Raw genomic sequence first — 13,850 nt, 5'->3', positions numbered from 1 at the left:
GGAATAAATCCGGGCCGGTGTCACAACCGGCTGTAACCCTACGTGAGATTTTTTTCATTTGCTATCATCCGCCAGGTTGATTTAATAAAAGAAAAGTTGTCTCTATTATCCCTGATAACAGTGAACAGGCCTCAATATGTTAGATAAAAGTCAGTTAAGCCCACCGGTTGCGACAGCGAATGTGAGCGCTCAGGAAATCGCCCGCTTTGATGCGCTGGCTGATGCATGGTGGGATCCTGACGGAAAATATAAAACCGCGCTGTCTTTCAATGCCGCCCGGGTAGATTTTATCGAACAGGCAATCAATAAGCATTTTCGCCCTAAGGGATTGGCCGATGCATTGTTTGAGGGTTTATCTGTATTGGACGTTGGCAGTGGCGGCGGGTTGATTTGCGAGCCTCTGGCTAAACGTGGCGCAGACGTGACCGGCATTGATGCCAGTGCGACCAGTGTCGAAGTTGCAAGACGGCATGCACTGAAGCACAACTTGCCGGTAAGCTACCACCATTGCCTGGCCGGTGAATGGGCAGATAAAGGACAACAGTATGATGTGGTTATCAATGCTGAGGTGGTAGAACATGTACCTGATCAGCAAACGCTGATTCAGGAATGCGCCTCCATGGTTAAACCGGGCGGGTTACTCATTCTGGCAACCTTAAACCGTACTTTTCGCAGTTTTATTGTTGCTATAGTGGGGGCCGAATATGTTATGCGCTATCTGCCGGTGGGTACGCACAGCTGGTCAAAGTTCGTGAAACCTGAGGAGCTTGACAGCTGGACAGGCAGTCAGTTTGTACGTCACACACAAAGCGGGTTTAAGCTTAACCCGCTCACCGGACACTGGAAAACCACGCCTTCCATGGCGGTAAACTATCTCTGCTGCTATAAAAAGCAGCCCTGACAGTGCGGTCTTCCCGTCCGGTAGCGGGTTAGTCAGCTTAGCAGCTCAGCTTGGGTGAACCTGGCGGTATGTACACTGGCTATGTGCACATCTTCCGATGAAATACTGCTTACGTATAACCAGTTAGCCTCTACCTCCTGAGGCGTAAAGGTCACTGTCATGTATCCTCTCAGGTTCAGATTGCAGTATTCCAGATCCTTCACCAGCAACGGCAGAGCCTGTGCCAGGCGGTGTGCCTCATTGTTATCCATCGTCAGATAACTCTCCATTCCGGGAGACGAGACACTGGATGTGCCGAACTCTATACCCACAGCCTGATTGTCGCCGGTGGTCAGCTTGTTGCACCAGCCGTTGTGCGTATCGCCGGCAAAGACGACTGCCGCTTTCCCTTTTTCTCTGAACTGCTTATAAAGTGTTTCCCGCTCTGCCGGATAGCCGTCCCATGCATCGAGGTTGTATGCCATCGTAGTGTTTAGCCGCGCGGTTTCCTCATCGCTCACCGGTTGTCCGGCAATTTGTTTGCGGCGGATATCAGCAAGATCATGGATTTTTGACGGTATTTCTTCCCTTGGTGTGCCGGAGAATATTTCTGCCGGGAAAAACATTTTTCCCATTAATACCTGTTGCCCCAGCACTTGCCAGGTCGCTTTACTCTTCTCCAGGGATTCAAATAACCAGTCCCGTTGTTGCAAGCCCAGCATAGTGCGGTCTTCTGCCATCAGCGCGGCAGTGAAGCCGGTGTCATCAAACTGGCCGGTCTCTTCGTCAGTAAAAGCGGCGTAACTAAGTTGCTTATCCCGTCCGATAATACGGGTGTCCAGCATGTACAGTGACAGCAAGTCACCAAATTCGAATGTACGGTAGATTGTTGGATCTGTCTCGCTCACCGGTGGCCGGATGGGTAGCCACTCATAGTAGGCCTGCACCGCAGCGGCGCGGCGTTGAAAGAAGTCGCCTTCGTCAGGCTGGTGGTTTTCGGCACCTGTGGTGTAGGTATCGTTTGCCACTTCATGGTCGTCCCACACTACAATCCAGGGCTTATTCTGGTGAAGGGCTTTTAAGCCTTTATCAGTGCGGTAAATGGCGTACCGGTTCCGGTAGTCCGCAAGGGTGATAATTTCTTCATCGTTATCAATGGCGAAGGTGCGGCCTAATTCAGCTGCACGCTCTGTGGCGTAGCCGTCTCCGGCATATTCGTAAATATAGTCACCGAGATGCAATACAAAGTCGATACTCTCATCTGCAGACGCTGCCAGATAGGGCGTAAAAAAACCGGCAGGGTAGTTTGAGCAGGAGAACAATCCGAGTTTGACGTTGTCGACCTGTCCCGCCGGTAAAGTAAGTGTTTTGCCCGCAGGTGATGTTTCTGTGGCAGTTGAAAACCGGTAAAAATAGCGGGTGGACGGTGATAACTCCCGTACATCTACTTTTATTGTGTAGTCACGGGCAGCGATGGCTTTGGCATGTCCCGAACGGATGATATCTGAGAAGTTACTGTCTGCTGCGATTTCCCAAAAAATCGTTGCCGAAGGGGAGTCGCCGGCAGGAACCGCTCTGGTCCATAAGATAATGCTGTCCGCAGACGGGTCACCACTGGCAACACCATGAGAAAAAGAAACCGGATTCTCCGGTAAGCCTGCAGTTGAACTGCACCCGGTTAGACCGGTAGAAATAACCATACTGCCGCTTAGTGCGGCGGATAATTTAAGAAATAAACGGCGGTCCATGTGTCATCCTGAGCCGGGTAAAAGCTCATACTAGTCAGCATATATGACGAATTCGTGGCAGGTGGAGTTGGATAACTGTTGAACAGTGCAATGCTTTTGGCAAATAACTGTTATAATGGCGCCAAAGCAAAATCAATAAGTGAGTACATGAGCGACGATCCCCATTTTCAGCGAGAAAAAGAGAAATACGATAATCCGGTAGCAAGCCGTGAGTATTTAATGTCTGTCATGAAAGAGCAGGGCAAACCCTTGTCTTTTTTAGAAATCTGCTCGCTGGTGGACGCGTTCGAAGAAGATAGCCGGATTGGCATTCAGCGCCGCCTGCGCGCCATGGAACGTCAGGGCCAGGTGCAGTTTACCAAGCAGAAGAAATATGCGCTGCAAAACCGTGATGAACTGATCCGTGGCCGTATTATCGGTCACCGTGACGGTTACGGCTTCCTTCGCCCTGAAGACAACAGCGGCGATTTATTTATCAGTGCGGGACAGATGAATCTGTTCATGCACGACGATTTCGTTGAAGCCCGTGAAAGCGGTACTGACCGCCGTGGACGCCGGGAAGCTTTCATCAATCAGGTAATTGAACCACGCAGTGAGCCGATTGTCGGCCGGTTCTTCGTAGAAAAGGGCATTGCCGTTGTGATGCCTGATGACAGCCGTCTTCAGCATGAAATTGTTATCCCGCCGGAAGCAACGAAAGGTGCTCGTATGGGTCAGGTGGTAGTGGTTGAGATCACCCAGCGTCCCCGCCGCCGCATCAGTCCTGTCGGAAAAATTATCGAAATCCTCGGTGACCACATGGCACCCGGCATGGAAATCGAAATGGCGTTGCGTACCTTCGATATCCCTCATGTCTGGCCTGACGCCGTTGAGCGCTACGTTAAACGGTTTACTGAAGACGTACCGGAAGAATCTAAAGAAGGACGCATCGATCTGCGTCAGTTACCACTGGTAACGATAGACGGTGAAGATGCCCGTGACTTCGATGATGCTGTGTTCTGTGAGCCGCTGGATGAAGGGGGCTGGCAACTGTGGGTTGCCATTGCCGATGTGAGTACTTATGTGAAGCTGGGTACGGCCCTCGATAAAGAAGCACAGAATCGTGGTAATTCCGTGTATTTCCCTGATCAGGTTATTCCCATGCTGCCGGAAGTGCTGTCGAACGGGTTATGTTCACTGAATCCGGAAGTAGACCGCCTGTGTATGGTCTGTGAAATGACGATTACTGAGCAGGGAAAGCTGGATAAGTATCAGTTTTATGAAGCGGTGATGAACTCTCACGCCCGTCTGACATACACCAAAGTGTGGCAGATCCTGGAAGGTGATAAGGAACTTCATCAGCGATACGAGGCTCAGGTGCCTCATCTGCGCAACTTGCATGATTTGTATCGGGCATTGAAACGTGCCCGTGCCCAGCGTGGTGCCATCGAGTTTGAAACGCAGGAAAGTAAATTCGTTTTCAATGCTCAGCGCAAGATAGAAAATATTGTACCGGTAGTCCGTAACGACGCGCACAAAATGATTGAAGAGTGCATGATCATGGCGAACGTCAGTGCGGCAAAAATGCTGGAGAAGCATAACCAGCCTGCACTATACCGGGTACATGACAAACCTGATGCAGATCGTCTGACGGCATTTACCTCCTATTTAGGAGAAGTAGGCATTCCCCATCGTATCACTGAAGGGGCAAGCCCTGCTGATTTCACCGATGTGGTAGATAAGATCAGAGCCCGTCCGGACCAGGAACTTATTCAAACCATGCTGCTGCGCTCTATGAAGCAGGCGGTTTACGATTGCGATAACGTAGGACACTTTGGTCTTGCGCTGGACGAGTATGCGCACTTTACCTCGCCAATCCGCCGTTATCCGGACTTAGTGGTGCACCGCGCCATTAAAGCGATTCTTAAAAAGCAGAAGCAAAAGGTTACCGGCCCGAAAGCGTATACCGTTGAGGAAGTGGAACAACTCGGTGAACAGTGCTCCATGACTGAACGTCGTGCCGATGATGCTACCCGCGATGTGGCCGACTGGCTCAAGTGCGAGTTTATGCAGGACCACGTGGGTTCTACCTTTGAAGGTGTTGTCAGTTCGGTGACTAACTTCGGTTTGTTTGTGCGTATTACGGACTACCATATTGATGGCCTGGTTCATATTACGTCTCTGGACGATGATTACTACCGCTATGATGATGTTAAACAAACTTTGCAAGGTGAATCCGGCGCACGGCAGTTCCGCTTAGGTGATACTTTGTCGGTCAAAGTGGCAGCGGTGAACCTGGATGAAAGAAAGATTGATTTAATTCTCGACGGCACTATGCTGCGCGGCCGCGGTGGTAAAAAAGTGCAGGTGAGAACGGCAGCATCAAAATCTGCCGGCGATCGCAGGAACACGACTGACCGCAGAGAAGGCGGTAAATCGTCTGCCACCGGAAAAGGGCGTAAATCGCGGGAAAAAGGTAAAACTGATCGCCGTTCTGACAGCAAGAAGCCGGCAACCCGTGCGCCGAAGAAATCCCGTAGTAAATCAGGTAAAGGTAAGAAAAAGTAAATGGCGCAACAAGAATGGTTATATGGTCTGCATGCCATGCAGTCGGTATTGGAAAACGAGCCGGAGCGGGTACTGGAAGTACTGGTACTCAAAGGCCGTGATGACGACCGTCTCAAGAATATTATTAATCAGGCCAGACGGTTTGGGATCAGCGTGCAGTTTTGTCAGCGCAAGGTACTCGATGACAAAGTGCAGGGCGAACAGCATCAGGGCGTGGTTGCACGTGCCAAGCCTGCACGGGCGCTGGATGAAGCCGATCTTGATGCTATCCTGAGCCGTCATGCAGAACCTTTTCTGCTGGTGCTTGATGGTGTTACCGACCCTCATAACATTGGCGCCTGTTTACGTACCGCCGACGCTGCCGGTGTGCATGCGTTAATCGTACCCAAGGATAAATCCGGTGGCCTTACTGCCACAGCAAGAAAAGTTGCCTGTGGTGCCGCAGAGTCTGTTCCGCTTATTCAGGTTACCAACCTTGCCCGTACGCTCAAGCATTTGCAGGAAAAAGGCGTGTGGATTGCCGGAACTGCCGGAGAAGCTGAACAGCTTATTTATGATGTTGACCTGAAAGGGCCCACAGCGCTGGTAATGGGCGCTGAAGGCAAAGGCATGCGCAGGCTCACCCGTGAACATTGCGACCAGTTAGTAAAATTACCCATGGCCGGCGCTGTGTCGTCACTCAATGTGTCGGTGGCGACGGGGGTGTGTTTGTACGAAATAGTCAGGCAACGCCAAAGCTGATTTTCAAATCAAGGCCACATTTTGTGGCCTTTTTTACACCCGCAGCCCGCACTCTGTCGGGCATTTACTTAAGTATAATATTCACTTATTTTAAATATTTAATTAAATAGTTCTTAAAAAAATACTGAGAATCATTATTATTACCGCGTCAGGACCAACCAACAGGTAATAATCATTGTGAAAAAGTCTATTTTGTCACTCAGTATTCTCTCCGCCCTTTGTTTGTCTGGCAACGTTGTTGCTCAGGAACAGGCGCAGGAAGAAAGTGTAGAACGTATCACTATCCGCGGTGCCTTCTTCGGCCAGCAGGTCGCAGACGCGGTGAAAACACCCACGTTATTGCTGAATGTGCCGCAGTCAGCGTCTATTATCGGTGAAGCACAAATTGAAGAGCAGGGGCTGTTCAGCGTTGCTGATGCTATGCAATATACCCCGGGTGTCAGTATCGGGTTGGGTGAAGATCACCGGGACCAGATCACTATCCGCGGTCAGAACACCACCGCTGACTTTTTTGTAGACGGCTTGCGGGATGATGTGCAGTATTTCCGTCCGCTCTATAACGTAGAGCGTATTGAAATCATGCGCGGTTCCAATGCACTGTTATTTGGCCGTGGTGGCGGTGGTGGTGTGGTTAACCGCGTAACCAAAACTGCTGATGTATCATCAGACTTCACAGTTCTGAGCGGCAATATCGATACGTTCAGTGCCGGCGGCATTACCCTGGATACCAATGTTGTTATCGATAAAGACCAGGCATTCCGTCTGAATGCAGCCGCAGACAGTGTTGATAATCACCGCGACTTTAAAGATGGCAGCCGTTATGCTTTTAATCCGACCTGGTATCTTGCGCTGAGCGACGTCACTTCTCTGAATGCATCTTATGAGTATGTGGATGATGACAGGCTGGTGGACAGAGGGATCCCGTCGTTGAACGGAAAGCCGTTAAATGGCGTTTACGATACATTCTTTGGTGATAAAGATTTCAACAACACCACGCTGGAAGCCCACATCGCCCGTGTAAAGCTGGATCATAAATTATCAGCGGAGTGGTCAGTGAATACTACTGTGCAGTTTGCTGACTACGACAAGGCTTATCAGAACTTGTATCCCACTGCCTTCGATGATGAATCGCAATTTGTGACTCTTGACGGCTACCGCGATACCACACAGCGGGAAAACTTCCTGTGGCAGCTTAACGCTATTGGTCAGTTCGATACCGGGGCAGTTTCTCACACTGTACTGGCCGGTGCTGAATATGCGGATCAGAGCACAGAGAATGCGCGCATGGACAACCAGTTCCTTGAAAATGGCAGTGACAAACTGTCATTTATGTTCAGCGATCCCCTTGTGGTTCCGGCACACACATTAACGGCTCCGGTACGAGACCGTGCGTCTGATGTCAGTGTGGTTTCTGCTTTTGTGCAGGATGAAATCGGCCTGGGTGACAACTGGGTACTGGTTGCCGGTTTGCGATACGACAGCTTCAACATTGATGTCACTGATCAGATTGAAATTAACGATGGCGCAGAGGATGGTAACAGCGGTTTGCTGTCCAGTGATGACAGTGAAATCTCTCCCCGCTTTGGTGTGATTTTCAAACCGGCGGAAGATATTTCACTGTACGCCAGCTACAGTGTGTCATTCCTGCCACGCTCCGGCGATCAGTTCCTGACCTTGTCATTGAGTTCTGCGGCACTGGATGCTGAAGAGTTCAGGAATACGGAAGTAGGCTTTAAATGGAACCTGACTGATTCACTGAACCTCTCTGCGGCCGCATTTAAAGTGGAAAGAGAAAATGGTGCCACAGTGGATCCGGACAATCCTGAAGTGTCACAACTGACCGGCACAGAAACACAGGGCTTCGAGTTGCAGTTGTCGGGATATATCACAGATTCATGGTCTGTGACCGGCGGTTACAGCTACCTCGATGGCAACCAGACCAGTGTTTCCGGAGCCGGTTCCGGTGAAGGTCAGCGACTGGCACAACTGCCGGAGCATATGTTCAGTGTATGGAACAAATTCCTGATTGACGAGAAGTGGCAATGGGGACTGGGTATTGTTCATCAGTCAGAGCAGTATGCGTCTTTGAGTAACAATGTGACTTTACCTTCCTTTACACGCTTTGATGCTGCTGTGTTCTATACTCACAGCGATGCATTGTCATTGCAGCTCAACGTGAATAACGTGCTTGATACGCAGTATTTCCCGTCAGCACACAATGACAACAACATCAGTACAGGCGCGCCGCTGCACGCAAGAGTTGCAGCAACTTACCGCTTCTGATCTGATTAATAAGCTTATTTTCAGCATACAGTGAAACGGCCGGTGTTTACCGGCCTTTTTGTTGCTTAAATGGATCAAATTGTTCGATTCTTCAGTTCAATGTAAACAGTGCAAAGATTGCGTAAATCGTCGAACTGACGCGGGTTTCAGAGAGACTTAACGGGGTAAAATAACGACGTTCCGGTTAATCCGGACATCAATCACTACTTTCAGTTAAGGATTTACGTTTTTATGGTATCCCGCACACTTAAGTCGCTTATTAAGTTGTTTGCTGCCGTTGGCGTTGCTGTTGGCCTGACCGCCTGCGGCGGGTCAGACAGCAGTTCAGACTACTCGTACGCATACATTCAGTTTTACAATGCTTCACCTAACGGGGCAACTGTCACAATGCGTGAAGTTGACGGCGACGATTTAGGTTCTGCACAATTCGGTGACACAACCTCACTGATTTCAGCTGATTCCGGAGACCTGGAATTGGAATTCATCCGCACCGATTCTGACGATCAGGAAATCCTGCTTGAAGAGATGACGGTCAACCTCAGCACCGGTTACAAAACGTTGATTGTTCTGAGCGGTGATTTCAGTCAGCCTGAATTCATCGAATACAAATTTGAGCGTGAGTCTTTAGATGACCACTTCCGTCTGTTCGTTACCAGCATGATGGTGGATGAATCTCAGTACGATTTTTACCTGGCAGAAGATGGCGACCCGTTTGAAGCGGCAAACTATCTGGGTACTGTGTCTTATCAGGAATTGTCTGAAATGACTTTCTGGGATCCGGATGACGACAGTGACGATTTTGACTCAGGTGAATATACGATTTATCTGACAGAGCCGGGCTCTACCGACGTGGTTTTCGAATCGCAAACACTGGATTTCACCTACGATACTGAATATGTACTGGCAATCCGCGATATCAGTGGTGCCATTCAGGCCGGTATGTCTGTAGATACTATTCTGAACTCGTCTTACGTAACAAACGTCACAGACGTAGATGCAGACGCCCAATATCGTATCTATAACAGCACAGAATCCACATCACCGCTGACGGTTACCTTCGGTGGTAATGACGGTGAAGAAGACACTGAATTCACATTGTCTGCCGGTGAACTGTCTGATTTTACCGAAATCAAATACGGTGACTACCGTGTCACTGTGCAAACTGAAGACGGCAGTGCAACTGCGCTGACTAACAAGCTGATCACTCTTAACCAGGGCGAAAGTAAGGCGATAATGATTTACGAAGCTGACGGCAAACTGGCTGCAGCAACGTTTGTTGAAAGTGGTTTGCCTCAGTCTTACGACAAAACCGTAAACTTCATCAATCTGGTAAGCGATTTCGATAATATCGATTTCTATCTGGTGCGCAGTGATGAAACTATCGACACTGCTGATTACTACACCATGAATCTTGAGCTTGCTGAAAGCAGCACACTGGTTCTGCCTTCTGACTACTACGAAATCATCGCAGTATATGAAGACGAAAACGATGAGCAGGTACTGCTTGACCGTACTGCACTGTACGGATTCACAGAAGAAGAAAACTACATCGTTACTGTAGAGCCTGCAGATACTGCAACAGGGTATGAAATCAACGTATTGTACTGATACGTGATTAACGAAAGCACCGGCGCCCCTTTCCGGTGAACAGCGGGGTGGAAACAGGGAATGTTTCCACCCCGTTTTATTTTGTGTGTTAATCTTTAAGGAGAGTCCTAAGCGTTCATACGGGGCAATATGAAACTGATAAAAGCGCTACATGCTATTTCTGCAGACGGTAAAAGCTCGACTGAAGACAAATTAAAGCGGCTGTTACAGCTTGGTCTTGATGCCTTTGACATGGAACTTGGCATTGTCAGTCATATCAAAGACGGCGTCTATACGGTCGTTTCTGCCATTTCTCCCGAAGATGCGCTTCAGAAGGGCGACAGTTTTGAACTGAAGAATACCTACTGCCGTGACACCCTGGCAGCTGACGGTATTGTCGCTTATCATGATGCTGAAAAATCCCCCGGCGTGTCCCATCCTGCTTATCAGGCTTTTGCACTTAAAAGCTATATCGGTATTCCTTATTTCGTTAACGGCGAACGCTACGGCACAGTCAATTTCTCCCGGGTTGATGCCAAAGAACGTCAGTTCGACAATGACGAGCTTGATTACATTGTGCTTCTGGCCGAGTGGGTAGGCACTGAGATTGCCCGTGAGCATCAGCTTCAGGCCATCGTTGAACAGCAAAAAGCATTACAGCATCAGCATTTGCTGCATTTACAGATGTCAGAGCTGGCACGGGTGGGAACCTGGGAAATGAACCGCAATACCGGTGAAATCTCTCTGTCTGATTCTCTGGTAAAACTGTTCGAAATCCCCGAAGGGGATCACATCACTTTCGACACTATGCAACGGGTGGTAAAACACGATAAAGACGTGGAAGTCTTGCGGGGACTCATGGATAAGTCCGTTGAAGATGAAGCGCCGTGGTCTCATGAGTTCGAAGCTGTTTCACTGGGCGGCCGGCAATTCTGGGTGCAGACTCAGGGGGCCGTGGACACCAGTGACCCTGACAATATCCGGTTTTTCGGTGCCACGCAGGATGTGACCCACAGAATACAAGTGGCCAGGGAACTGGAAAACCGCCGTCATGTGGCAGAGCAGGCACTGGAGTCGCGGAGCCTTTTTCTGGCGAATATGAGCCATGAAATCAGAACGCCCATCAATGGTATCGTCGGTATGCTGGAGGCTCTGAAAAAAACCTCGTTGACGGAGCAGCAAAACGAATTTTGTAAACTTGCGGGGCAGAGTGCGTCCAGTTTGCTGCAAATCGTTAACGATGTATTGGATTTCTCAAAAATAGATGCCGGAGGTCTGGAGCTTGAAAGCATTCCGGTGAACTTAAGCCGCATAGCTGAAGAGCAATACCGGCTGTTCTCAATGCCGGCTCAGAAAAAGCAACTATCACTAACCCTCGATACCCGTGGTACTGACGATTTGGTCTTTCTCACCGATCCAACACGGATACGGCAAATTTTTACAAACCTCATCAGTAATGCGATTAAATTTACTGACCATGGCGAAATAAATATCAAACTGAAGGCGATTAAGCAGGCCCGCCAGCAATATCTGGTTCAGATTATCATCCGTGATGAAGGCATAGGTATCGCACCGGAACATCAGGCGACCATATTCTCTCCGTTCAGACAGGGCGACAGCAATACGACAAGACGCTTTGGTGGCACAGGACTGGGCTTGTCTATTGTGTCTCAGATAGCCGCGCACATGCATGGCGGTATTCGTGTTAACAGTAAACCCGGAGAAGGGGCAACGTTTATCGTTGCGCTGAAGTTGAATGAAGCGTCAGACCATGAAAATGAAACAGAAGACGCAGGTGACATACTGAGACCGGCGGACCTGGCAGGAAAGCGGGTACTGGTAGTTGAAGATAACGAGATCAATCAGATAGTCGTAAAAGAGCAGCTCAAAGAATTCAGTGTCGGGTGTGATATTGCCGGCCATGGCGCTGAAGCTATTGAGATGGTGATCAGAAGCATCGCCTGTAACCATCCTTATGATTTAATATTAATGGATTGCCAGATGCCGGTCATGGATGGATACGAAGCATCGAAAAAAATTCGTCAGCTTGGCGGACAGGCAGAGATTGTCCCTATCATTGCACTGACTGCAAATGTGCTGGTGGGTGAACGGGAAAAATGCTTACTTGCCGGTATGAATGACTATTTAACTAAACCCGTCGATAAAGAACAGTTTACCCGCTGTTTGCATCGATATTTACTCGCCTAGCATACCTATTCACAGCCACGGCCATTAAGGTGCGCAGGCCCGGTAACACCGTAAGCAAATCGTCTAAAATTAATTCAAAAACGCACTATCACTTCTCAATCTTTTCTGTTATAGTTTCGCGCCCTTTTTATGGGGGTATGTACATAAAAGCGGCAATATCTGCTGCTTTTATCAGCGCAAACGACTCGAGAGAGTCTTAATTATCGAGCGGAGCACTAACATGATCCAAATGCAAACTAACCTGGATGTAGCCGACAACAGCGGCGCTCGCAGGGTTCAGTGTATTAAGGTTCTTGGTGGCTCGCATCGCCGTTATGCAGGTATCGGTGACATCATCAAAGTTACTGTTAAGGAAGCAATTCCTCGCGGTAAAGTAAAAAAAGGTGACGTACTGAACGCAGTGGTGGTGCGTACTAGAAAAGGCGTTCGTCGTGCAGATGGTTCTACCATCCGTTTTGACGCAAATGCGGCTGTATTGTTAAACAACAATAAGCAACCTATTGGTACGCGTATCTTTGGACCGGTTACACGTGAGCTGAGAAGTGACAACTTCATGAAAATCATCTCACTGGCCCCAGAGGTACTATAAGGAGTCACGATAATGGCTAGAAAAATTCGTCGTGATGATGAAGTAGTCGTATTAGCGGGCAAAGACAAAGGCAAGCAAGGCAAAGTCGTGCGTGTTTTAACGTCTGAAGACCGTGTAATCGTTGAAGGTGTTAACCTTGTCAAGAAGCACCAAAAGCCTAACCCACAACTGGGTGTAGCTGGCGGTATTGTTGAGAAAGAAGCATCAATTCACGTTTCTAATGTTGCGGTAGTTAACCCTGCTACGGGTAAAGCTGATCGCGTTGGTTTCCGTACTGAAGACGGTAAGAAAGTTCGTTTCTTTAAGTCTAACGGTGAACTTGTTTAATTAATTGGAGAGTACGATGGCGAAACTGCATGATTTCTATAAAGAAACAGTAGTAGCTGAACTTGCTAAGCAGTTCGGATACAAAAGCGTCATGCAAGTCCCTCGGATTGAAAAAATCACTCTAAACATGGGTTTAGGTGAAGCAGTTGCTGACAAAAAGGTACTTGAGAATGCTCAAGCTGACATGACGGCTATCGCCGGTCAGAAGCCTGTTGTTACAGTTGCTAGAAAATCAGTAGCGGGTTTTAAAATCCGTGAAGGTTATCCGATTGGCTGTAAAGTAACCCTGCGCGGCGAGCGCATGTGGGAATTCTTAGAGCGCTTAATTTCGATTGCAATTCCACGTATCCGTGACTTCCGTGGTCTGAACGCTAAGTCGTTCGACGGACGTGGTAACTACAGCATGGGTGTACGCGAGCAAATTATCTTCCCTGAAATCGATTTCGATAAGGTAGATAAAGTTCGTGGTATGGATATCACCATCACTACCAGTGCTGGCACTGACGAAGAAGCGCGCGCATTACTTAGTGCGTTCAACTTCCCATTCAGAAAATAAGGTGTAGGGTTATGGCAAAAGAATCAATGAAGGCTCGTGAAGTAAAGCGTGCAAAGCTTGTTGCTAAGTATGCTGAAAAACGTGCTGCGCTTAAAGCGATTATCAGCGATGTTAACGCCTCTGAAGAAGAGCGTTGGGATGCTGTTCTGAAGCTACAACAACTGCCACGTGACAGTGCTAAATCTCGTCAGCAAAACCGCTGCCGCGTTACTGGCCGTCCACACGGTTTCCTACGTAAGTTCGGTCTGAGCCGTATCAAGTTGCGTGAAGCAGCGATGCGCGGTGAAGTCCCTGGCCTGAAAAAAGCCAGCTGGTAAGGAGTAGCTAAAAATGAGCATGCAAGATCCTATCGCGGATATGTTTACCCGCATCCGTAACGGCCAG

At 48.8% G+C, this 13,850-nt stretch carries 11 protein-coding genes; 10 read left to right on the top strand and 1 reads right to left on the bottom strand.

Annotated features, from left to right (window positions below; all coding sequences use genetic code 11):
* Positions 1–136: 136 nt before the first annotated feature.
* The gene (gene ubiG, locus AC4PME_RS16675; RefSeq protein ID WP_491046558.1) at positions 137–901 is read left to right on the top strand and encodes a bifunctional 2-polyprenyl-6-hydroxyphenol methylase/3-demethylubiquinol 3-O-methyltransferase UbiG; all 765 of its coding nucleotides are present in this window, start codon (positions 137–139) and stop codon (positions 899–901) included.
* A gap of 32 nt (positions 902–933) precedes the next feature.
* Here the strand turns inward: ubiG and AC4PME_RS16670 are convergent, their stop codons facing one another.
* The gene (locus AC4PME_RS16670; protein ID WP_491046559.1) at positions 934–2,628 is read right to left on the bottom strand and encodes an alkaline phosphatase D family protein; all 1,695 of its coding nucleotides are present in this window, start codon (positions 2,626–2,628) and stop codon (positions 934–936) included.
* Positions 2,629–2,775: 147 nt separating this feature from the next.
* Between AC4PME_RS16670 and rnr the strand changes: the two genes are divergently transcribed.
* From rnr to rpsN, 9 genes are all read left to right on the top strand, one after another.
* Positions 2,776–5,175: a ribonuclease R gene (rnr, locus tag AC4PME_RS16665; protein ID WP_491046560.1), complete on the top strand. Its 2,400-nt coding sequence runs from the start codon at positions 2,776–2,778 to the stop codon at positions 5,173–5,175.
* Positions 5,176–5,916 (top strand): 23S rRNA (guanosine(2251)-2'-O)-methyltransferase RlmB, encoded by a 741-nt coding sequence (gene rlmB, locus AC4PME_RS16660; RefSeq protein WP_119499863.1) that lies wholly within the window; start codon positions 5,176–5,178, stop codon positions 5,914–5,916.
* 177 nt (positions 5,917–6,093) lie between these two features.
* On the top strand, positions 6,094–8,199 hold the full coding sequence (locus AC4PME_RS16655) for a TonB-dependent receptor (RefSeq protein WP_491046561.1): 2,106 nt from the start codon (positions 6,094–6,096) through the stop codon (positions 8,197–8,199).
* Between the two features lie 231 nt (positions 8,200–8,430).
* Entirely contained in the window at positions 8,431–9,807 is a 1,377-nt protein-coding gene (locus AC4PME_RS16650) for a DUF4397 domain-containing protein (RefSeq protein WP_490710489.1), read from the top strand.
* Positions 9,808–9,936: 129 nt separating this feature from the next.
* Positions 9,937–11,994: a GAF domain-containing hybrid sensor histidine kinase/response regulator gene (locus AC4PME_RS16645; protein WP_491046562.1), complete on the top strand. Its 2,058-nt coding sequence runs from the start codon at positions 9,937–9,939 to the stop codon at positions 11,992–11,994.
* Positions 11,995–12,214: 220 nt separating this feature from the next.
* Positions 12,215–12,583 (top strand): 50S ribosomal protein L14, encoded by a 369-nt coding sequence (rplN, locus tag AC4PME_RS16640; protein WP_070125772.1) that lies wholly within the window; start codon positions 12,215–12,217, stop codon positions 12,581–12,583.
* Between the two features lie 12 nt (positions 12,584–12,595).
* Positions 12,596–12,910: a 50S ribosomal protein L24 gene (gene rplX / locus AC4PME_RS16635; RefSeq protein ID WP_073325320.1), complete on the top strand. Its 315-nt coding sequence runs from the start codon at positions 12,596–12,598 to the stop codon at positions 12,908–12,910.
* 16 nt (positions 12,911–12,926) lie between these two features.
* Positions 12,927–13,466 carry a 50S ribosomal protein L5 gene (rplE, locus tag AC4PME_RS16630; protein ID WP_491056480.1) on the top strand — a complete coding sequence of 180 codons (540 nt, stop codon included), beginning with the start codon at positions 12,927–12,929 and terminating at the stop codon, positions 13,464–13,466.
* 11 nt (positions 13,467–13,477) lie between these two features.
* On the top strand, positions 13,478–13,783 hold the full coding sequence (rpsN, locus tag AC4PME_RS16625) for a 30S ribosomal protein S14 (protein WP_070125769.1): 306 nt from the start codon (positions 13,478–13,480) through the stop codon (positions 13,781–13,783).
* Positions 13,784–13,850: the final 67 nt, after the last annotated feature.

The organism is Alteromonas sp. (assembly GCF_984505615.1).
Note: the sequence above shows the minus strand (reverse complement) of the source record. Positions and strands in the feature narration are given on the sequence as shown.